Origin of the sequence: Arthrobacter sp. 179, from assembly GCF_052379645.1 — a bacterium.
Taxonomy (GTDB): domain Bacteria; phylum Actinomycetota; class Actinomycetes; order Actinomycetales; family Micrococcaceae; genus Arthrobacter_H.
Window position 1 is genome coordinate 1 of record NZ_JBQSYU010000016.1, and the last position, 20132, is coordinate 20132.

The 20132-nt window shown below is 66.9% G+C and carries 24 protein-coding genes; 7 read left to right on the top strand and 17 right to left on the bottom strand.

All coding sequences use genetic code 11. From position 1 onward, the window contains the following. Nucleotides 1-37: 37 nt before the first annotated feature. Both ACT3UE_RS10565 and ACT3UE_RS10570 read right to left on the bottom strand, forming a co-directional pair. Entirely contained in the window at nucleotides 38-583 is a 546-nt protein-coding gene (locus ACT3UE_RS10565; protein WP_444553351.1) for an SRPBCC family protein, read from the bottom strand. Nucleotides 584-615: 32 nt separating this feature from the next. Further along, nucleotides 616-1764, bottom strand: a complete 1149-nt coding sequence (locus tag ACT3UE_RS10570) for a baeRF3 domain-containing protein (protein ID WP_444553425.1) — start codon at nucleotides 1762-1764, stop codon at nucleotides 616-618. A 106-nt stretch (nucleotides 1765-1870) separates the two neighbouring features. Here ACT3UE_RS10570 and ACT3UE_RS10575 point away from each other — a divergent pair, with 106 nt between their 5' ends. The 3 genes from ACT3UE_RS10575 to ACT3UE_RS10585 are packed head-to-tail and all read left to right on the top strand — an operon-like array spanning nucleotide 1871 to nucleotide 4889. Next, nucleotides 1871-2821: a 1,4-dihydroxy-2-naphthoyl-CoA synthase gene (locus ACT3UE_RS10575; protein ID WP_444553426.1), complete on the top strand. Its 951-nt coding sequence runs from the start codon at nucleotides 1871-1873 to the stop codon at nucleotides 2819-2821. A gap of 9 nt (nucleotides 2822-2830) precedes the next feature. Continuing rightward, nucleotides 2831-3949 carry an AMP-binding protein gene (locus ACT3UE_RS10580; protein WP_444553352.1) on the top strand — a complete coding sequence of 373 codons (1119 nt, stop codon included), beginning with the start codon at nucleotides 2831-2833 and terminating at the stop codon, nucleotides 3947-3949. A 43-nt stretch (nucleotides 3950-3992) separates the two neighbouring features. After that, on the top strand, nucleotides 3993-4889 hold the full coding sequence (locus ACT3UE_RS10585) for a 1,4-dihydroxy-2-naphthoate polyprenyltransferase (RefSeq protein WP_444553353.1): 897 nt from the start codon (nucleotides 3993-3995) through the stop codon (nucleotides 4887-4889). An 11-nt stretch (nucleotides 4890-4900) separates the two neighbouring features. Here ACT3UE_RS10585 and ACT3UE_RS10590 read toward each other — a convergent pair whose 3' ends face one another. Continuing rightward, nucleotides 4901-5170 carry a DUF4229 domain-containing protein gene (locus ACT3UE_RS10590; RefSeq protein ID WP_444553354.1) on the bottom strand — a complete coding sequence of 90 codons (270 nt, stop codon included), beginning with the start codon at nucleotides 5168-5170 and terminating at the stop codon, nucleotides 4901-4903. 54 nt (nucleotides 5171-5224) lie between these two features. Here ACT3UE_RS10590 and ACT3UE_RS10595 point away from each other — a divergent pair, with 54 nt between their 5' ends. Further along, nucleotides 5225-5650 (top strand): PLDc N-terminal domain-containing protein, encoded by a 426-nt coding sequence (locus ACT3UE_RS10595; protein WP_444553355.1) that lies wholly within the window; start codon nucleotides 5225-5227, stop codon nucleotides 5648-5650. A gap of 34 nt (nucleotides 5651-5684) precedes the next feature. Here the strand turns inward: ACT3UE_RS10595 and ACT3UE_RS10600 are convergent, their stop codons facing one another. The 6 genes from ACT3UE_RS10600 to ACT3UE_RS10625 all read right to left on the bottom strand — a co-directional run bounded on the left by ACT3UE_RS10600 (nucleotide 5685) and on the right by ACT3UE_RS10625 (nucleotide 10938). Next, complete coding sequence (locus ACT3UE_RS10600; protein WP_444553356.1) at nucleotides 5685-5912, bottom strand: hypothetical protein; 228 nt, start codon at nucleotides 5910-5912, stop codon at nucleotides 5685-5687. 170 nt (nucleotides 5913-6082) lie between these two features. After that, nucleotides 6083-7144, bottom strand: a complete 1062-nt coding sequence (gene ccsB, locus ACT3UE_RS10605; RefSeq protein WP_444553357.1) for a c-type cytochrome biogenesis protein CcsB — start codon at nucleotides 7142-7144, stop codon at nucleotides 6083-6085. Between the two features lie 18 nt (nucleotides 7145-7162). Beyond that, a complete protein-coding gene (resB, locus tag ACT3UE_RS10610; RefSeq protein WP_444553358.1) occupies nucleotides 7163-8842 on the bottom strand; it encodes a cytochrome c biogenesis protein ResB in 1680 nt (559 codons plus the stop codon). Then, a complete protein-coding gene (locus ACT3UE_RS10615) occupies nucleotides 8842-9636 on the bottom strand; it encodes a cytochrome c biogenesis CcdA family protein (protein ID WP_444553359.1) in 795 nt (264 codons plus the stop codon). The genes resB and ACT3UE_RS10615 overlap by 1 nt, the downstream gene beginning before the upstream one ends. Further along, entirely contained in the window at nucleotides 9633-10268 is a 636-nt protein-coding gene (locus ACT3UE_RS10620) for a TlpA family protein disulfide reductase (RefSeq protein ID WP_444553360.1), read from the bottom strand. Before ACT3UE_RS10620 ends, ACT3UE_RS10615 begins: the two co-directional genes overlap by 4 nt. 7 nt (nucleotides 10269-10275) lie before the next feature. After that, complete coding sequence (locus ACT3UE_RS10625) at nucleotides 10276-10938, bottom strand: histidine phosphatase family protein (protein ID WP_444553361.1); 663 nt, start codon at nucleotides 10936-10938, stop codon at nucleotides 10276-10278. A 172-nt stretch (nucleotides 10939-11110) separates the two neighbouring features. On the opposite strand from ACT3UE_RS10625, the gene ACT3UE_RS10630 reads away from it, so the two are divergent. Further along, entirely contained in the window at nucleotides 11111-11953 is an 843-nt protein-coding gene (locus tag ACT3UE_RS10630; RefSeq protein ID WP_444553362.1) for a hypothetical protein, read from the top strand. A 6-nt stretch (nucleotides 11954-11959) separates the two neighbouring features. Here the strand turns inward: ACT3UE_RS10630 and ACT3UE_RS10635 are convergent, their stop codons facing one another. Both ACT3UE_RS10635 and ACT3UE_RS10640 read right to left on the bottom strand, forming a co-directional pair. After that, the gene (locus ACT3UE_RS10635; protein WP_444553427.1) at nucleotides 11960-12607 is read right to left on the bottom strand and encodes a redox-sensing transcriptional repressor Rex; all 648 of its coding nucleotides are present in this window, start codon (nucleotides 12605-12607) and stop codon (nucleotides 11960-11962) included. A gap of 5 nt (nucleotides 12608-12612) precedes the next feature. Beyond that, entirely contained in the window at nucleotides 12613-12867 is a 255-nt protein-coding gene (locus tag ACT3UE_RS10640; protein WP_444553363.1) for a glutaredoxin family protein, read from the bottom strand. Nucleotides 12868-12969: 102 nt separating this feature from the next. Between ACT3UE_RS10640 and ACT3UE_RS10645 the strand changes: the two genes are divergently transcribed. After that, nucleotides 12970-13788 (top strand): HAD family hydrolase, encoded by an 819-nt coding sequence (locus tag ACT3UE_RS10645; RefSeq protein WP_444553364.1) that lies wholly within the window; start codon nucleotides 12970-12972, stop codon nucleotides 13786-13788. A gap of 118 nt (nucleotides 13789-13906) precedes the next feature. Here the strand turns inward: ACT3UE_RS10645 and ACT3UE_RS10650 are convergent, their stop codons facing one another. The 6 genes from ACT3UE_RS10650 to ACT3UE_RS10675 all read right to left on the bottom strand — a co-directional run bounded on the left by ACT3UE_RS10650 (nucleotide 13907) and on the right by ACT3UE_RS10675 (nucleotide 18507). Next, complete coding sequence (locus ACT3UE_RS10650; RefSeq protein WP_003792170.1) at nucleotides 13907-14005, bottom strand: 30S ribosomal protein bS22; 99 nt, start codon at nucleotides 14003-14005, stop codon at nucleotides 13907-13909. Between the two features lie 127 nt (nucleotides 14006-14132). Continuing rightward, nucleotides 14133-14345, bottom strand: a complete 213-nt coding sequence (locus tag ACT3UE_RS10655; RefSeq protein ID WP_444553365.1) for a helix-turn-helix domain-containing protein — start codon at nucleotides 14343-14345, stop codon at nucleotides 14133-14135. A gap of 205 nt (nucleotides 14346-14550) precedes the next feature. Then, nucleotides 14551-15102, bottom strand: coding sequence for a flavin reductase family protein (locus ACT3UE_RS10660; protein ID WP_444553366.1), 552 nt, complete (start codon nucleotides 15100-15102; stop codon nucleotides 14551-14553). Nucleotides 15103-15191: 89 nt separating this feature from the next. Next, entirely contained in the window at nucleotides 15192-16532 is a 1341-nt protein-coding gene (gene gdhA, locus ACT3UE_RS10665; RefSeq protein ID WP_444553367.1) for an NADP-specific glutamate dehydrogenase, read from the bottom strand. 165 nt (nucleotides 16533-16697) lie between these two features. After that, a complete protein-coding gene (locus ACT3UE_RS10670; protein ID WP_444553368.1) occupies nucleotides 16698-17309 on the bottom strand; it encodes an ArsR/SmtB family transcription factor in 612 nt (203 codons plus the stop codon). Nucleotides 17310-17361: 52 nt separating this feature from the next. Then, a complete protein-coding gene (locus tag ACT3UE_RS10675) occupies nucleotides 17362-18507 on the bottom strand; it encodes an acetoin utilization protein AcuC (protein WP_444553428.1) in 1146 nt (381 codons plus the stop codon). Nucleotides 18508-18709: 202 nt separating this feature from the next. Here ACT3UE_RS10675 and ACT3UE_RS10680 point away from each other — a divergent pair, with 202 nt between their 5' ends. Continuing rightward, entirely contained in the window at nucleotides 18710-20128 is a 1419-nt protein-coding gene (locus ACT3UE_RS10680; protein ID WP_444561091.1) for a TrkH family potassium uptake protein, read from the top strand. Nucleotides 20129-20132: the final 4 nt, after the last annotated feature.

The window sequence follows — 20132 nt, forward strand, 5'->3', positions numbered from 1 at the left end:
CCCCGCAACCAGCCTGCGGGTACGGGCCCCGCCGTCGTCAGGCAGTCCCCCGGTCCGGCCCCGGCACCCCGGGGCCGGGATCCGGCTCGACGTCCGCCCCCGAGATACCCATGCCGGTGCCCTCCCCGGGATCCCCGTCGGGGCTTTGCCGGACCTCCTCATGGGCTCCCCGGGTCTCGGCGGCCTGGGCCAGGTTCCTGGCCAGTTCGTCGAGCCGGGCCTTGGGGTCCTCCTCGTCGTCCCCCAGCAGGCCGTGCAGGAGCCCCGAGTCCCGGCGGTCGAGCACCACCGTGCACCCGAATTCGGTCTCGGCCAGTTCGAAGGTGATCTCCGAAGCGTCCAATCCCCACCCGGGGCCCGTCCGCCAGGTCATGCTCCGGCGGTTCGTGGCCGTGGTGACCTGCATCCGGGTGCTGTCCTGGCCCTCCGGGCCGAGCAGCGTGATGGACTGGCCGTCCTGGATGCCTCCATCGACGTGCTCGACCCCGGGGACCCAGCGGCAGTACTGGGCACCGTCCTGCAGCACACTCCACACCACATCCGCGGTGGCGTTGACATCCTGTTGGGTTCGCAACGATTCCATCCTCGGAGCCTACCGCCCTACCCCCGCGGTGTTCAGTACCTGAAGATCGCGGAGATCGGGCTGTCCGGGTCGGCCGGTTCCGAACTGGCATGGACCAGTCCCCCGCTGCCCATCGTGGCGACCGCTGCCGCCTCGATTTGCTCGCAGCCGGCATACCGGTCGTCCCGTCCCAGCGCCACGATGGTGTGGGGTCCGGAAGCAGCCTGCTCCCAGCACCACGGATCGGCCTGGATGAACAGGGTCTCGATCCGCCCGTGCAGGGCGGCTTCATGGATCTCGGCACGATCGCTGGAGACCCTTCCGGTCCCATGGAGGGAACGGAACTGCTCGATCAGCTTCGACCTCTCGGCACGCAACCGGTCTTCGATGACGGGCCAGGCCAGCCGATGCAATTCACCGGAGGACAGAGGGTCCGGGTTGCGGATCACGGCGTCGTCCAGGATGTGGGGATAGTCCCCGGCGCCCCGATATTCGCTCACGAGCAGATCGGGGCCCACAAGCACCAGGGGCAGTCCGCGTTCGAACAGCAGCGGACGCAACCCGCTGGCGGCTTCACGCACGAACCGTGTCACTTCGTTCTTCTTGAAGTGTTCATCGGCGGCACCGTGGCCGTAGAACACGGCCGAACCGCCCTTGGTTCCGGCGTCGGCAGCCGGCCGGGCCATCGTGTCCGACCGGGGTTCCTGGGCCTCGACGACGTCGCGCAGGGCCGTGGGCACCCCGTTCAGCTCGAGTTCGGCCATCTGCTGGCGGTCGCCCTCCAGCAGGCGCAGGTTGCGTTGGCTGACGGCCAACAGCAGGAATTGTTCATCGCCCGAGAGCAGCCGGAACAGCGGCCCCAGCACCAGCCGGTCACCGACCGTGGAGAATTCGGGGACGGAATACGGCACCCGGTAGCTGGCGTGCCACCCCGGCCGCATGAATAATGCGACCCCGTCGCTCATGTGCTGCCAAGCCCAGGCATCGTCACGCAGCTGCCTGGCAGGGGCGAGCAGGTCGTCGATTTCGGCCGGGCGTAGACGCCCTTCCAGGGATTCCTCGAGCGCGCTGAGCAGGTTCTTCCAACGCAGCTGGTCCGCCCGGGACTGGTCGCCGAAGCGGTGGGTGGGCATGAACATCGAGATATGCAGTGCCGCCGTATCGGCTTCAGCCAAGAACGGTAGATCGGCACGGGTGATCATTTCCAACGTGTCCTCCTGATTCCAGTGGACACTTCATTCTACAGGGTGTCGAAAAACCCGCCCGGGCGAGGTCCACGACCCTGCTGGCGCTAGACTCGTGGGCGTGATTGAAAACGTACTTCCACCCCAGGTATCCGATCTCTTCGACCCCATCCGCTGGCGGGTCGTGGAGGGTTTCGATTTCGAGGACATCACCTACCATCGGCAGGTGGAACGCGATGCCCAGGGCAGGATCCTCCGTGATCTGCCCGCCGTACGCATCGCCTTCGACCGGCCCGAGGTGCGCAACGCCTTCCGCCCCGGAACCGTCGATGAACTCTTCAGGGCCCTCGATCATGCCCGCATGACCTCCGATGTGGCCACCGTGCTGCTGACCGGCAACGGCCCCTCCGCCAAGGACGGGGGCCACTCCTTCTGCTCCGGTGGGGACCAGCGCATCCGTGGCCGGGACGGCTACCGCTACGCCGGCGGCGAGACCGCCGAGTCGATCGACCCGGCCCGGGCCGGGCGCCTGCACATCCTCGAGGTCCAACGGCTGATGCGCACCATGCCCAAGGTCGTCATCGCCGTCGTCAACGGGTGGGCGGCCGGCGGCGGCCACTCGTTGCACGTGGTCTCCGACCTGACCATCGCCTCCCGTGAGCACGGCAAGTTCAAGCAGACCGACGCCACGGTCGGCTCCTTCGACGCCGGCTACGGTTCGACCTTGTTGGCCCGGCAGGTCGGCCAGAAGAATGCCCGCGGCATCTTCTTCCTGGCCCGCGAATATTCCGCCGAGGACATGGTCTCGATGGGAGCCGTCAACGAGGCGGTGGACCATGAGCGCCTCGAGGAGGTCGCCCTGGAATATGCGGCCGATATCGCCCGCCAGTCACCGCAGGCGATCCGGATGCTCAAATTCGCCTTCAACCTGGCCGACGACGGGCTGGCCGGCCAACAGGTCTTCGCCGGGGAGGCCACCCGCCTGGCCTACATGACCGATGAGGCCGTGGAAGGCCGGGATGCCTTCCTGGCCAAACGCGAACCCGACTGGTCCTCGCACCCCTACTACTTCTAGGAGCCCGGGATGGACATCGCAGAGATCCTGAAAGCCCTCGCCGCGACCCTGAACGACGAGGGGCCGGCGGTCGAGATCCTGCCCGGCGAGGCAGCGGGCAGCCACCGGATCGACACCCCGCAGGACGTCCCGGAGGGCACCGCCGCCGTCGTCCGGACCTCTGGTTCCACGGGGACACCGAAACGCACCGTGCTGCCCACGGATTCCCTGGCGGCCTCGTCCATGGCCGCCGCCGAACATCTGGGTACCGAAGGACAGTGGTTGCTGGCCCTGCCCGTGCACTACGTCGCCGGCTTGGCGGTGCTCACGCGCAGCCTCTACGCAGGAACCCGTCCCTGGGCCATGGACCTGGCCGGCTCGTTCACTGCCCAGGCCTTCACCGCTGCCGCGGGCGAGCTGACCGACAAGGTGCGCCTGACCTCCTTGGTGCCCACCCAGCTGGCCCGCCTGCTGGAGGATCCAGCACCGGAAACCATCGCGGTGCTGCGTCGGTTCAACACGATCCTGCTCGGCGGCGGGGCCGCCTCGGAATCGTTGCGTTCCAGCGCCCGCTCCCACGGCCTGAACATCGTGCGGACCTATGGGATGACCGAGACCTGCGGTGGCTGCGTATACGACGGCAAACCGCTGCCCGGGGTGCACCTCGACGTCGCCGCCGGCAGGATCCGCCTGGGCGGGGACGTCCTGGCCGCGGGCTACCTGGACGACCCCGCCCACACGGCCGAGCGCTTCCTCCTCGACGCCGCCGGGCGGCGCTGGTTCACCACCGATGACCTGGGCAGCTACGAGGACGGGGTGCTCAACGTGCTCGGGCGCATCGACGATGTCATCAACACCGGTGGCGTGAAGATCTCCGCCGCCGCGGTGGCTGCCGCCATCGAAGCGGTCCCCGGGGTCCGCTCCGCCCTGGTGGTGGGGGTCCCCGACCCCGAATGGGGCTCCGCCATCGGTTCACTGGTCACCGGGGAGGCCACCGGAGAATCCATCCGAGATGCCGTCAGGTCCTCGCTGGGGCCCGCGGCCGTCCCCCGCCGGTTGCTGCAGGTCCCCGAGCTTCCTGCCCTCCCGGGCGGCAAACCCGACCGTCGGGCGGCAATTTCCCAGTTGGCGGCGGCAGGGAGAGAATAGGACGCTGGACCAACAGCCAGCACCCACCCGAGAGGACCCTGCCGTGGCCACACCCGCCCAATGGATCGAAGGCGCCCGGCTGCGCACCCTCCCGATGGCCATCGCCCCGGTCATCATCGGCACGGCGGCGGCATTCGGGGTGGCGGGCGAAGTCCATTGGATCCGCGCCGGGCTGGCCGCCCTGGTGTCCTTGCTGCTGCAGATCGGCGTGAACTACGCCAACGACTACTCCGACGGGATCCGCGGCACCGACGACGTCCGCGTCGGCCCGTTGCGGCTGACCGGCTCCGGCGCGGCGAAGCCTGGCCGGGTCAAGGCCGCTGCCTTCGGCTGTTTCGCTGCCGCCGCGGTGGCCGGGCTGGCCCTGGTGGTCCTGTCCGAGGCCTGGCCGCTGCTGCTGGTCGGGGTCGCCGCGATCTTCGCGGCCTGGGGCTATACCGGCGGGGACCGGCCCTACGGCTACCAGGGCCTGGGCGAGGTGTTCGTCTTCTTGTTCTTCGGCCTCGTCGCCACCCTGGGCACCACGTTCACCCAGGTCCTCGAACTGCCTGCGACCGCCTGGGTCGGTGCCTGTGCCACCGGATTGATCGCCACGGCCCTGCTGATGGCCAACAACGTGCGCGACATCCCCACCGACCGCGAGGTCGGCAAAAGGACCCTGGCGGTGCGTCTGGGCGATGACGGGGCCCGCATCTCCTATGTGCTGATGCTGGGGCTGGCCCTGCTGCTGCCGCTGCTGGTCGTGGCCGACTTCCCCTGGCTGATGCTCGTCGTCCTGATCGCCCCGCTGTGTCTGATGCCGTCCTGGGTCATGTTGCGCACCCGTCGGCGCGCGGCCCTGATCCCGGTGCTACGGCAGACCGGGTTCATCAACCTCGGCTACAGCGTGCTTTTCGCCATCGGCATGGTCGTGACGGTCGTGCTCCGTCAGCAGGGCTGATCCGCGCTGGACTACTGGAAGTCGTCCTCGGCGTCCTCGTCCTCACGTTCGACCGTCCCCTTGTGGGTCCCCGGGCTCCGGCGTAGCTCCTCCACCCGTCCCTGGACCTGCCGGACGCTTTCAGTCCGCATCCGGTTCAGGAACAGATAGGCCACGCAGAAGGCGATCACGGCCGCGATGATGGCGGCCAACCAGGGGGAAAAGCCCAACAACCAGTACAGGGCGGCGAAGACCGCGAAGAAGAGGACCAGACGGATGAGGGAGTACTTGAGGAACTGCACTCTTCGATTCTACCGGCTGGAGCAGCGGCACGTTTTCTTCACTACAATGGATCCATGGTCAGAAACTTGATGCTCGGTGCACTGGTGGCCCTCGCCGTCACCATCTACGCAGTGATCCAGTGCGTGCAGACACCGGCGGACCGGGTGCGCAGCATCGCCAAGCCCTGGTGGATCCTGGCCATCATCCTGCTTCCGCTCATCGGGGCCCTCTTATGGTTCTGGCTCGGCCGTCCGGACGACTCGGGCTCGGGCCCCTCCCAGGGCCAGCGGCCCACCCGTGGCCCGGCGGCCCCCGACGACGACCCGGACTTCCTGCGCAGCCTCGAAACCCAACGGCGCCAACGCGCCAAGGAGGAGGACCTGCGTCGCCGTGAGGCCGAGCTGAGGGCCCGTGAGGAGCAAGCCCGGAAGAACCAGAACCCACCGCATGACGATGGGACGCATTCCTCCGACCAGGACTCGAACCCGCCGAGCAGCTAGGCACCCTTCCTGGGCCGAAGGGGCCCTGCACAGTTCAGTCGCGAGGCTGCTTTGCTGCTTCCTTCCGGACGCGGGCGAAGAGGATCCCCAGGCTCACACCGCAGCCCACCACGAAGAGCATGGCCAGCCCCAGCAGCACCAGCTTGGCCACCAGTGCCGCCAGGAACGTCGAAACCAGCGCCAGCGCGATGGCGACCATGGCCAGCAGCAGCGGCAACATGGCAGTGCGGTGGAAGGGCAGGGGGTCCTGGGCTGAGGGCATCAAACCACTCTAGGTCATCGCCCGGGCGCCGGAGGGCACACTGCCGGGGCTTGCGTCGTTCCCTGCGGTCCCGCCTCCCGCCTGCCGTCCCGAGGCCACCCTCTGGACGAAGAGGGCCCGGGAGGAAACCTTGCGGTCTCCTCCCGGGCCCCTCGGGGATCCGGCGGTGGCTAGACTCCCGCGTAGGAGTGCAGGCCGTTGAAGTACAGGTTCACCACGGTGAAGTTGAAGACGATGCACAGGTAGCCGATGATGCTCAACCAGGCCGACCGGGTGCCGGTCCAGCCACGGGTGGCCCGGGCGTGCAGGTAGCCGGCGAAGACCACCCAGATCACGAAGGTCCAGACTTCCTTGGTGTCCCAGCCCCAATAACGGCCCCAGGCGGCTTCGGCCCAGACGGCACCGGCGATGAGGGTGAACGTCCACATCACGAACGCGACGGCGTTGATCCGGTAGGCGAAGTTCTCCAACGCGGCCGCGCTGGGAACCAGACGCAGGAACGCCAATTTATCGGATTTGCCGGCGGCCAGCTTCGATTGGCGGTCTGCCTGCATCAGCTGCAGGACGCTCAACGCGAAGGTGATCGTGAACAGCGAAGAGGCCAGGACGGCAATGGAGACGTGGATGACCAGCCAGGGGCTCTGCAACGCCGGGACCAGATGCGCGACCGGGGTGGGGAAGCCCATCGTCGCGGCACACAGCATCAACGTCACCAGGCCGATGACGAAGGTCCCCATGAAGCGCAGGTCCTTGCGCAGCAGCACGACCAGGAACACCGCAGCCACCAGGAAGGCGCCGGTGGTGAGGAATTCGTACATGTTCCCCCACGGCACCCGGCCGGCAGCGATGGCGCGGGAGACGACGGCGAACCCGTGGATCAGTACGCCGATCCAGGCCACCGAGACTCCGATGCGGGCTGCCGTGCGCTTGCCGGCATCCCGGGTGTAGTTCATCGATTCGTTGACCAGCAGGCCATCGTCTTCGGCGGGGGCATGCGGACCAGCAGGAGCGCTGGTCGCGGCGGCGCCACGTGCGGATCCCGTTCCGGCGGCACCGGCCATGGCCAGCTGCTTGGCCTCCTCGGCCAGCAGGCCCGATTCGAGTTCACGGATGGTGCGGCTCGATTTGGCCAGATCCCAGGCGAAGGCGATGAAGGCAATGGCGTAGGCCATGGCCGCCAGCAGCATGAAGAGGTCGCTGTAGGCGCCGAGGTTTTCGTTGATCGTGGGCATGCGTTTTTCCTCTGTCTCCTAAACTTCGGTCCGGTCGGTGCCGGTGAATTCACGCTCAAGAAGTGTGCGAATCTCCCGGGCTTCCTGCCGTACACGCGGGTCCTCGCCACGGGCGAGCACTCCGTATTCGATGATACGCCCACTCTTTTCCCCGGAGCCACCCGATTCGCCCGCGGCGGGGTGCACCTTGATCCAGGCACGCCGGCGGGGGGTGAACAGGGAAACGGCCAGACCCATCAGGGCCAAGGCGGCGAAGATGCCCACCGGCAGCTTGCCCGGATCGTGGTGGACGTCCAGGGCGGCGTAGCGTTTGATGCCCTTGAAGGTGATCGTGCCCTTGTCCTGGGGCAGTTCCACCGTCTGGCCGGCATTGACGACCAGGCCGCCGGCGTCCAGCTTCCTGCTGTTCAGTTCGTTCAGGTCGTCGGTGTCCAGGACGAAGACGTTCTGTGGATCCCCGGAGTCCAGACCGAGGTCACCGTAGTAGGAGTTCAGCTGCAGTTGCGGTTCCGTCGGGCTCGGATCTAGGGAGACCCCCACCCCCTCGGCGGTGATCCCCGCCGTGGGGAGGAACAGGCCGACGAAACCGAGCTGGTCGGGGGCCGCGTCGGGGACCTTCAGGACCAGCAGGGAGGTGAAGACCTCGTCCTGCGGCACCGCCACCACCGGGCCGGAGTAGGCCACCTTGCCGTTGCCGTCGTGCACGACGATGTCCGGGGCGTACCCGTTGGCCACCAGATAGACGGCGGTGCCACCGATCCGCAGCGGATGGTTCACGCGCAGATCCTGCTTCCGTGGCTTCTGGCCGGGTTCGGACGTGGTGACCTGGGCATGGAAGTCGATGGGCTGGCCGAAGTGTGTGGTCGATTCGCGGTCGTAGGTGACATCGAAGTCGTCCAGAGCGACGGAGAAGGGGCTCAGCGAGCCTTCCTTGAAACCGGTTCCGGGATTGAAGGAGTCGTAGGAGACCAGCGTGTTCACGAAGGACTCACCCTCCACGACGATCCGCTGGCCGGTGTACCCGTAGACCCCACCGATCGCGACGGAGGCCAAGACGCCGATGAGCGAGAAGTGGAAGACCAGGTTCCCGATTTCACGGACGTAGCCGCGTTCGGCGGCCACCGACGGCGTCGTGCCCCCGGGACGTTTCTCGACCCGGTAACCGCGTTTGCGCAGCAGGGCGGCGGAGCGGTCGAGGACCTCCCCGTCGCTGCGGGCGGCCGGATCGTCGGCCAGTTCGAAGCTCCCGTTCTCGGGGAGCCGCGACAGCCGGGCCGGGGTACGCGGTGGCGGGGTGCGCAAGGTCTTGTAGTGCTTCTTCGCCCGGGGAAAGACACAGCCGATCAACGAGATGAACAGCAGCAGGTAGATCGCGGAGAACCAGACGGAGGAGAACACGTCGAAGAGCTGGAAGGTATCGAGCCATTCCCCCAGCACCGGCTTGTTCTCCAGGTAGGCGGTGACCTCCGTCGGGTTCACCGGGCGCTGCGGGAACAGCGATCCCGGCACGGTGGCCACGGCCAGCAACAGGAGCAGGAACAAGGCGGTACGCATGCTGGTCAGCTGGGTCCAGGCCCACCTCACCATGCCCCAGGGCCCCAGGGACGGTACCGCCACCTCGGGCTTGCGGCCTCCCCGGGGGTTCTTCCCGCCCGCGGAACCCGACGATGCGTGATTGGACTTGCTGTTCAGGGCCATCAAATCGGCAACCTTATCTCGTTGGCGAACCATGTTTGCAGTTGCACGACCCATTCACCCCACAGCCCCGTGACCATCACGAGGCCCAACAGGATGAGCAGGAGGCCGCCGGCGCGCATGACGGCCACCTGGTGGCGCTTGAAGAAGGCCAACGTCCCCGCGGCCCTCCTGAATCCCAGGGCGATGAGCAGGAACGGCACCCCCAGGCCCAGGCAGTAGGTGAAGGTCAGCAGGGCACCGCGGGCCACATTCGCGTCGGGGCCGGTACTCATGATCAGCACTGCGGACAGGGTGGGCCCGATGCATGGGGCCCATCCCAGACCGAACGTCATGCCCAGCACGGGGGCACCCCAGAGACCTGCCGGGGGCCGGTGGTGGATCTTGCGATCACGCTGGAACCAGGAGAATCCGCCCATGAACACGATGCCCATGACGATGACCACCAGGCCCAGGGCCTGGGTGACCCAGTCCCCGTCCCGGGCCAGCCAGACGGTCGCCTTGGTGAAGACGATCCCGATGAGCATGAACACCACGCTGAAGCCGAGGACGAACAACCCGATGCCGGTGACCATCCGGCCCCGTTTCTGTTCGGCCAGATCCGCCCCGGTCAGCCCGGTCACATAGCCCAGGAACCCGGGAACCAACGGCAGGACGCAGGGCGATAGGAAGGAGACGAGCCCGGCGAGGACGGCCACCGGGATCGAGAGCAGCAGCGAGCCGTCCTGGACGGCCTCGGCGAAGGGGTTGCCCTGGACGCCCAGCGCCGGAAGGGCAGTGACGAGCCCGGCGATCACGCGGACTCGGAGACCAGGTCGGAGATCAGTGCCTTCAGCGTGGACTCATCGGCTTCACCCAGCAGGCGGGCCGCCACCCGGCCCTGGCGATCAAGCACCAGCGTGGTGGGCACGGCCTGCGGGGGGACGTATTCGGTCATCGAGAGCAGGATCGATCCGTCGGCGTCGGGCATCGAGGGGTAGTCGATCTTGAAGGTGCGTTCGAACGCGTGCGCCGTGTCCTGGCCATCACGGACGTTCACCCCGTAGAACTGCACGCCCTTGGATTTGAAGGCCTTGCTCAGTTTGGCCAGATGCGGCGCCTCGAGCCGGCACGGGGCGCAGGCGGCATACCAGAAGTTCAGGACGGTGATCTGGTCCTTGAGCTGCGCCGAGTCAATGGTTTTGCCCTCGTACGTCGTGCCGTCCAGTTCCACAGGTTTCCCGCGGCTTGCCTGGTCGTATTCCTGGACGGAACCGTCCCCGGCAATGTAGTTCTTCCCGTTGCCGGCCTTGGCCTGTTCCGCCAGCGGGTCCTCGGTCGCGGCGCAGGCGGCCAGCGGCAGGACGGCGGCGAAGAGCGCGGCGGAGCGCAGGACGTGTCGTCGGGCGGGAAACGGTGAATCGGACAGGCGGGACGGATGGGACGGCATGTGTTCTTCAGGCTCCGGGGATGTTAGCCGCGTTGGCCAGCAGGTCAGCGCAGGGTTCGGTATAACGAACGGCAACGAGCCGTTCCCCCTCAAAATCCAGGCTGGTGACCGACGTGAGCGTGCATTGCCGCTTCCGGGGGTCATGCCACAGGTGCTTGTTTTCGGCGGCCAGGCGCGTCACCCAAATGGGTAGCTGGTGGCTGACCAGCACGGCTTGGGCTCCGGGGCCGCCGAGTGAAACGGCCCGGTCGCGGTGATCCTTCACCGCGGCCATCATGCGCTCGACCTGGACCCGGTAGGGCTCCCCCCAGGACGGACGCAACGGGTTGATGAGGTAGGGCCAGTGCCGCGGGTTGCGCAGCTGCCCCTTGACTCCGGAGAGTCCCTCGAAATGGTTTCCGCCTTCGATCAGTCGATCATCGGTGGCGATCTGCAGGCCCAGGGCCTTGGACGTCGGCTCGGCCGTTTCCTGGGCCCTGACCAGTGGCGAGGCCGCCAGATGCACGATTGACGCGCCGGCGTCGCGCTGGGCCACGAAGTACTCCGCGGCACGATCCGCCATGGTGCGGCCGAGATCGGAGAGGCGGAATCCGGGCAACCGGCCATAGAGCACCTTGTCCGGGTTGTGGACCTCCCCATGGCGGAGCAGGTGGACGGTGGCGACAGGCATGCATCTAGTGTCTCAAACCTTTGCGGCGTCGCCTAAAAGGAGGACGGTGATCCACTTCATGCATCCCTCGCGGGCGCATAGTGTCAGCCTTCGTGATGATGCCCCGACAGGGGTCGGGCGCATTAGTCTGGGAGCTGGGCCCACCGTACGCAACACCAATGGAGGACAGACGATGAGCACCCCCACCCCCGAGGACCCGCAGCAGGACCCGGATGCCACCAACGACGGCACCACTCCCCCGGTTCCCGGTCCCCCGCAGTTCGGACAACGCCTGCCCGAGACCGGGGCCGACGCCACCGGGTCCCCCCAATACGGCCAGAACCCTCCGGGCCAGCCGGGCCAGTACGGCCAGGGCACCCAGGGCCCCGGTTCCTCCGGGCAGCCGGGGGCGGGCCTGCCTCCGGGCTACGGCCAGCCCGGTCAGCCGAACCTGCCCCCGGTGGGACAGGGCCATGCGAATCCCGCCCCCTCCCCCTATGGCTACGGTTACGGCCAGCAGCCGGACGGTGGGGCAGCGGGCTTCGGGGGAACTCCCGGCACGCGGCCGGCACCCCCGAAACAGCTCAAGGCGGCATTCTGGTTGATCATTGGCGCCGGGATCATCACCCTGGTGCAGGCGCTGATCCTGATCTTCCTGCCGAACGCCATGGTCGTTGAGGCCATCCGCGAAGCCATCGCGCAGCAGGGTCCCGAGACCCAGCAGCAGCTCGACGACGCCGGGATCGACCTCGAATCGATGATCAGCGCCCTGAAGGTCGTCGTCCTGATCATGATGGTGGTCGTGGCCGGGGTCTACGCGCTGATCGCCAGCTTCATCCGCAAGGGCAGCAACGGGGCCCGCATCACCGGCACCGTCCTAGCGGCGATCTCCCTGTTCGGGTTGTTCACCCCGTCGGATCCGATCTCGCTCCTGGTGATCCTGCTCGGCGTGGCCGGCATCGTCCTGGCCTGGCTGACGCCCTCCTCGAACTACGTCAAGGCGATGGCCCAGCGTAAGCGGGGCGGCTTCCGCTAGCAGCCCTCAGTCCTGGTCTGCCGGGCGGCCCGCCCCGAAGCCTGCGTGGTAGGCCAGGATCTGCAGTTCCCGGGCCATGTCCACCCGGCGCATGTGGATGCCCTCGGGAACCTGGAGGATCACCGGGGCGAAACTGAGGATGTTGGTGATCCCGGCACCGACGACCCGGTCGCAGAGTTCCTGGGCCGCCGGTCCGGGGACGGCCAGCACGGCCATGTTCAACCCCAGTTCGGCCGTGGCCGCAGCCAGTTCACCCACCGGACGGACCGCCAGCCCGCCCACGGCATCGCCAATGACGGTTTCGGCGATGTCGAAGACCGCTTGGATGCTGAACCCGCCTTCACGGAAACCGGCATAGCCGGCCAAGGCGCGGCCCAGGTTGCCGGCACCGAGGATGCCGACCCGCCAATCCCGTTCCAACCCCAGGGTCTCGGAAATGGTCTCGGCCAACACCTCGATCCGATACCCGACGCCCCGGGTCCCGAAGGTCCCCAACAGCGAGAGGTCCTTGCGCAGGATCGCGGAATTCACTCCGGCGGCGGCGGCCAGGACCTCCGAGGAGATCGTCGGGCGACCGACCTCACGCATGGCCTCCAGGGCGCGCAGATAGCCGGTCATGCGACTCAGCGTCGCCTCGGGAAGTGCCTTTTCCATCGGATTCACGCACTGATCAACTTCTCGAGCCGATCCGCATCAATGACCCAGAAATCGCGTTGCACCCCATCCACCAACAGCACCGGCACCTCTTCGCCGAATTGCTGCATCAGGGCCGGATCGTCATCGATGAGGACCTCGTCCCACGCGACTCCATGCCGTGCCGTCACCGTCTGGACGGTGGCGCGGGCGGCCCCGCAGAGGTGGCATCCGGTCCGGCTCAAGAGCCTGACCCGGGGTGGTTGAAGCGAAGAATCCATACTCCAAACCTACCGTTACTCCCCCGCGGCCGGGCAGAAACGATCCTCCCCGTGACGCACGGCACCGCTCGCGTGGCCCGTCTCGGTGGATAGACTATCCAGATGCCAGAGCAGCCCCGAGCCGCCCATGTACCGGCAGCCCCACCATCCCCCGGGCATGCCGCCGCCTTCTTCGACGTCGACAACACCATGATGCGCGGGGCCAGTCTGTTCGCCGTGGCCCGGAAGATGTATAGCCGGGGGGCGTTCAGCCTGCGCCACGCCCTGTGGATGGGCGTGCAGCAGATCAGCTTCATGGTGCGCGGCGAGGACCTCGCGCAGGTCCACCGGATCAAGGACCAGGCGCTGGCCCTGGCCGCCGGCATCCTGGTCGATGACATGAGCGCCCTGGGCGACGAGATCTACGACGAATTCATTGCCAGCCGGATCTGGCCCGGGACCCGGGCGCTGGCCCAGGCGCATCTGGACGGAGGCCGGCCGGTGTGGCTGGTCACCGCCACCCCCTTGGAAGTGGCCGAGGTGATCGCCGACAAGCTCGGCCTTTCCGGTGCGCTGGGCACCGTGGTGGACCAACACGAGGGGGTCTATACGGGCCGGCTGGTCGGCGAGATCCTGCATGGCCCGGCCAAGGCCACCGCCGTGACCGAGCTGGCGGCCCGCGAAGGCCTGGATCTTTCGACCAGCTGGGCCTACAGCGATTCCTATAACGACGTGCCGCTGCTGACCGTCGTCGGACATCCGGTGGCCATCAACCCGGATGTACGCCTGCGCCGCCACGCCCTGGCCCACAACTGGCCCGTATATGACTTCCGCCGTGGACGGCATGCGGCAACGATCGGCATCCGGGCGGCCACCGTCTCGGGCGCCGTCTACGGGCTCTGGCGCGGCCTGCGGATGATGCGCCGACGCTTCCGCCCCTAGGAGCCGGGTGGGGCGGGCCCTGCCTCCGGCAAGGCCCGGACATGACGACGGCGGGGCCCCACCCGAAGGTGGAACCCCGCCGTCAAGCATCAGGGGCGGGATCCTGTCCCGCCGCGTGCTACTTCTTGTTGCGACGCTGGTGGCGCGTCTTACGAAGCAGTTTACGGTGCTTCTTCTTGGCCATCCGCTTGCGGCGCTTCTTGATAACTGAGCCCATTTGGTTCCTCACAGACTAATGATTGATTTCTGCTGACGACCACGCGGGGAGCAGGCAGCAACCATCGCGGACGTTAAATGTTCCCTACTAGTTTACCTTGCCCAAGGCGACCGTGCGGACCACGCCCTCAGGCGGTCTCCGACGTCCCGTCCACACGCGCGGTTTTCAGGTAGTCCTCGACGGCGGTCTCCGGCACGCGGTAGGAACGACCGAAGCGAACTGCCGGAAGGTCTCCCGCATGCACCAGGCGATACACAGTCATTTTCGACACACGCATCATCTCGGCGACTTCCGCCACCGTCATGAAGCGCGCATTCGAAAAGTTCTTAGCGTCGGCCATCGGCAATATTCTCCTGGTTCGGATGATAAAGGAACACCCCAGCAAGGCATCGCGTGGAAAAACCCGTACGCAGTACCATCTAGCAGACCACACTAGTGGCTGGTGATGCGATTGTGAAACCCGTCGCAGCAACCCGGCCCTCCGGTGTTCCCCCCGACCAGGCCCCGGACAGCGCGAAGCAGGCGCCTCGGAGCCCTGGTGCCGGTCAGCGCCGCAAATGGCGGTATTCACGGGAGAAGTGGATCAGTGGATCGTTCGCGCCGGCGTCGTCGTCGGTGGTGCCCATCGCGACGACCTCCCCGGCGACCACCAGATGTGTCGCCACCTCGTGCACCGCCGTCGTCCTCAGCTCGAACCAGGAGATGGCCCCCTCGATCACTGCGGCCCCACTGACCGGGGCGCGCCGGAAGGGGACCTGGCTCAACAGGCCATGGACGGGATTGGCGGGGCTGGCCAACCAGTTCGCGATCCCCTGGTGCTCCCCGTTCAACAGCGACAGCGTCCAGCCTTCGGACTCGGAGACCGCCTCCCCGATGCGTCCGTCCGCGTAGAGGCTGACCAGCATGGTGGGCGGATCGTAGGAGACGTCCAGGAATCCGGTGACCGTCGCGGCGATGTCCCGGCCATAACGGCGGGTGGCCACCACTGCGGCCCCCGAGGCGATGTCCCCGGCGAGCAGGCGGTAGGTGTCGATGTCGTCCTGCTCGAGCGCCTCGGGGTCGATGCGGTGGGCGGCGAGTGCTTCGGTGTTCTCCATCCCCCCATGTAAACACCCCGGACGCAACGATGTCCCGGACACCGCGGTGCCCGGGACATCGCCGGCCCGTCCAGTCCGGTCCAAGGCCCCTAGATGACTCCCAGGGCGAGCATCGCGTCGGCGACCTTCATGAACCCGGCGATATTGGCCCCGGCCACGTAGTTCCCCGGCTTACCGTAGGCATCGGCCGTCGTGGCACAGGTGGTGTGGATGCCGACCATGATCTCTTCGAGCCGGCGTTCGGTATGCCCGAAACTCCAGGAGTCACGGCTGGCATTCTGCTGCATCTCCAGGGCCGAGGTCGCCACTCCGCCGGCGTTGGCTGCCTTGCCCGGGCCGAAGAGCACCCCGGCTTCCTGGAAGATGGCGATCGCATCGGCGGTGCAGGGCATGTTCGCACCCTCGGCGACGGCCAGGACGCCGGTTTCCACCAGTCGCTTGGCATCCTTGGCCTCGAGTTCGTTCTGCGTGGCGGCGGGCAGCACGACGGTGGCGTCCACATCCCAGACGCAGCCGCCCTCGACGTATTTCACGTTCCCGCCGCGTCGATCCGCGTAGTCACTGATCCTGCCGCGCTCGACTTCCTTGATCTCGCGCAACAGCTCCACGTCGATGCCGGCTTCGTCGACGATGTATCCGCTGGAATCCGAGGCCGCCACGGCGGTGGCCCCCAGGGATTGCGCCTTGGCGATGGCGTTGATGGCCACGTTGCCGGAGCCGGAGACGACCATCCGCTGCCCGTCCAGGCTGGAGCCACGAGTCTTGAGCATCTCCTGGGCGAACAGCACGGCCCCGTAGCCGGTGGCTTCGGGACGCAGCAGCGAACCGCCCCAGCCCATGCCCTTGCCGGTCAGGACGCCCGATTCATAGCGGTTGGTGATGCGCTTGTACTGGCCGAAGAGGAAGCCGATCTCCCGGCCACCCACGCCGATGTCTCCGGCCGGGACGTCGGTGTATTCGCCGATGTGGCGGTACAGCTCGGTCATGAAGGACTGGCAAAAGCGCATGACCTCACCGTCGGACTTGCCGCGCGGGTCGAAATCGGAGCCGCCCTTGCCGCCGCCGATCGGCATGCCGGTCAGTGCGTTCTTGAATACCTGCTCGAAGCCCAGGAACTTAACGGTGCCCAGGTAGACCGAAGGATGGAACCGCAGTCCACCCTTATACGGGCCCAGCGCCGAGTTGAATTCGACACGGAAGCCGCGGTTGATCTGCACCTTGCTCTCATCGTCCACCCAGGGGACCCGGAAGATGATCTGGCGCTCGGGCTCGCACATGCGTTGCAGGATGGCGGCGTCGGCGTATTCGGGGTGCCGGCCGATGACGGTGTTGAGGCTTTCGAACACCTCGGTCACGGCCTGGTGGAATTCGGATTCACCCTGGTTGCGGTGGAAAACGTCTTCCCGGATATCGAGCAGATTCTGATCCAAGGGGTACTCCTTCAAGAACTGAGAGGTGGGCGCGACGGCACCCATGGGGGGGTGGTGAGCGTCGGCGCTCCGAGAAGAACAATGACACGTCGGAGGGCATCGAACCCAACCGATCGTAAAAAATCCGTGAATCGCCCGTAACGTGGAACGGCCCGTCCACCGCCCCTAGCGGCGTCGCCCGAACTTCGGTTTCTGCAGCCTTTCCAGCAGATCCTGGGCCCGGCCGGTGACCTGTTCGACGGTCCGCCCCACGGTCCGGCCCAGCTGCTGCGGAGCATTCCCGGAGCCCGGGATGGCGGGGTTTTCGTGCTCGAGGTCCGTCGCGTCAACCGTCGGAAGCCCATCCTGTTCGCGCTGTTGGGCGGCGCGGTAGGAAGCTGCCACCTCCAGGGCCCGAACCGTCGCTTCCTCGTCGGTGCCGTCACCGCTACCCGCCGCGTCGCGGGCATTGCCGAATGCCATGTCCTTCTTGTACTCTGCGCCCGTGAGCCCGGTCACCGCCGCTTCGGTGCCGGGGTGGCCGGGGAAGGCGGCCAACCAGGTGGCGGCCCGGTGCAATGCCCCGGGTTCGACGGAATAGATCCGCCGCTGGCCGTCGGCCCGCATGCGCAGCACCCCGGCTTCGCGCAGGACCTTCAGATGCTTGGATACGGTCGGCTGGGATACTTCAAGAAGCTGCACGAGGTCACCGACGGAGTTCTCCTCTTCGCGCAGGGCTTCGAGGATCCTGCGCCGGGTCGGATCTGCCAGGACGGAAAAGACATCGTCGAAGGTCATTCCATCACCTTATCCGCAGAAGTTCTTCCGGGCATCCCGCCCCGGGCGGCGCTCAATCAAACCAGGGGTCCAACCCGAAGACGGGAAAGACCTCCTTGCGCGTGGCCATGATGGTCCGGTCGATGAAATCCGCCGGATCGTAGCCGACTTCCCAGGAGCGCCACCAGAGGTCGACGCCGTCGTTCATCAACGCGGGACCGGTGGCACCATATTTTTCCTTCACGTAGGCCAACCAGCTCCCCGGCACCTCGGTACGCAACGGGACGGGCCGGCCGCCGGCGATGGCCACCAGGTGGCTCCAAGCCCGGGGGACGACCTGGATGAGGTTGTATCCCCCACCGCCGGTGGCGATCCACCGGCCGCCACAGTGGCGTTGGGCCAGATCGGATATATCCAGTGCATTCTGCCGCTGCCCGTCGATGCTCAGCCGCAGGTTGCTCAGATCATCCTCGCCGTGCCCGTCACAGCCGTGCTGACTGACGATGACCTCGGGTTCGAAGGCGGCCACCAGTTGCGGCACGACCGCATGGAAGGCCCGCAGCCAGCCGGCATCTGTGGTCCCGGCGGGCAGGGCGACGTTCACGGCACTGCCCATGGCCTCGGATCCTCCTGTTTCGTTGGCGAACCCGGTTCCGGGGAACAGGGACATGCCTGATTCGTGCAAGGAGATGGTCAGTACCCGGGGATCGTCCCAGAAGATCGATTGGGTTCCGTCCCCGTGGTGGGCATCGACATCGATATAGGCGACCCGCTGCGTTCCACCGTCCAGAAGCCGTTGGACGGCCAGCGCGGCATCGTTGTAGACGCAGAATCCGCTGGCCTTGCCGCGGGAGGCATGGTGCATGCCGCCGGCAAAGTTGACCACGTGCAGGGCCCGTTCGGCCAATACGGCGTCGGCTGCCTGCAGCGACCCGCCCGCCAAGCGGGCACTGGCCGCGTGGATATCGGCGAAGGCCGGGGTGTCCTCGGTGCCCAGCCCGCGTTCCTCGTTGATCTCGTCCGGATGTTCCCCGGCGTACCGGACGGCGGAGATGTACTCCGGGTCGTGCACCAGGGCCAGTTCCTCGTCGGTGGCGACCTCCGGTGCAAGCAGCGAGATGTTCCTGCGCTCCAGGATCCCCAGCCCCTCGACCAGGCGCATCGTCAGATCCAGACGCGAGGGATGCATCGGATGACTTTCGCTGAAGCGGTAGGACATCAGCTCCTCGCTCCAGAGGACCTCGGTCGGCGGTGACGGCGGTGTACTCAAGCTCACGGGCTCAGGCTACGCGATATCCGCCTTTCGCGGGTGGATGTCTCCGCCGCGGCGGGTGTCCACCACCGTGCCGCGCACGGGTACTCTACTGTGGACAGTGCCGGGAAACGCCCGGAGCCATCGTTTCCCGGAGCAGCCCGCGACCATGTCCTCCACACCATCAGCCACCCCGCTCAGCTGGGGGAACGCCGTACCGCGTATCCTCCACGGGGTGCGAGACTTCGTCGACACCGTCGCAGCGACGTCGCCGGCCCGGCTGGCTATCGGTGTGTTCCTTCTGGTCATCGCCCTGTTCACGACCCTGCTGTCCTTGCCGGTGGCCTCCTCCACCGGGGAATTCACCCCGCTCCACGATGCCCTCTTCACGGCCACCTCGGCCGTCTGCGTGACCGGGCTGACCGTGGTATCCACCGCGGTGCACTGGTCCTTCTTCGGCCAAGTGGTCATCATCGTGGGCATCTTCATCGGCGGGCTGGGCATCCTGACCCTGGCCTCACTGCTGTCCCTGGCGGTGAGCAAGCGGCTGGGGGTACGCGGCAAGCTGCGCGCCCAGGAGGCCATGAACATCCAAAACGTCGGGCGCCTCGGTGAGGTCGGCACCTTGCTCCGGGTGGTCATCACCACCTCGGTGACCATCGAGGCGCTGCTGGCATTGGCCCTGGCCCCGCGTTTCCTGGTGTTGGGCGAGTCCATCGGCCAAGCCATCTGGCATGGGATCTTCTACGCCATCTCGGCCTTCAACAGCGCCGGATTCACCCCGCACTCCGATGGCCTGGTCCCCTACGAAACCGATTTGTGGGTCCTGGTCCCCATCACCGTCGGGGCCATCATCGGGTCCTTGGGTTTCCCGGCCCTCATGGTGCTGATCGTCTTCCGCAGCAAATTCCGCAAATGGAACCTCCACACCAAACTCACCGTCGTGGTGTCGGGCATCCTGCTGCTGGTGGGCAGCCTCAGCTGGGGTCTCATGGAGTGGAACAACCCGCAGACCATCGGCGGGATGAGCCTGTCCGATAAGCTCATCCACTCGTTCTTCGCCTCGGCGATGACCCGTTCCACGGGTTTTTCCCTGGTGGACCAGAACCAGCTCGAATCCTCCACCCTGCTGCTCACCGACGCGTTGATGTTCGCCGGCGGGGGTTCGGCGTCCACGGCAGGGGGCATCAAGGTCACCACGATCGCGGTGATGTTCCTGGCCATCGTGGCCGAGGCCCGGGGCGATAAGGACATCAAGGCCTTCGGACGCCGCATCCCCGAGAGCACCATGCGTGTGGCGATCTCCGTCACCGTCCTGGGGGCCACCCTGGTCAGCGTGGGCACCGGGGTGATCCTGTCCATCAGTGATGAACCGTTGGATCGGGTCCTCTTCGATTCGATTTCCGCGTTCGGCACGGTGGGGCTGAGCACCAATCTTGCGGCCGAGCTCCCTCCCGAGGGCAAGTATGTCCTCTCCGCGCTGATGTTTGCCGGACGCGTGGGCACCATTACACTGGCGACGGCACTGAGCCTGCGCCAACGCAACCAGCTGTACCACTACCCCGAAGAGAGGCCGATCATTGGCTGAGAAC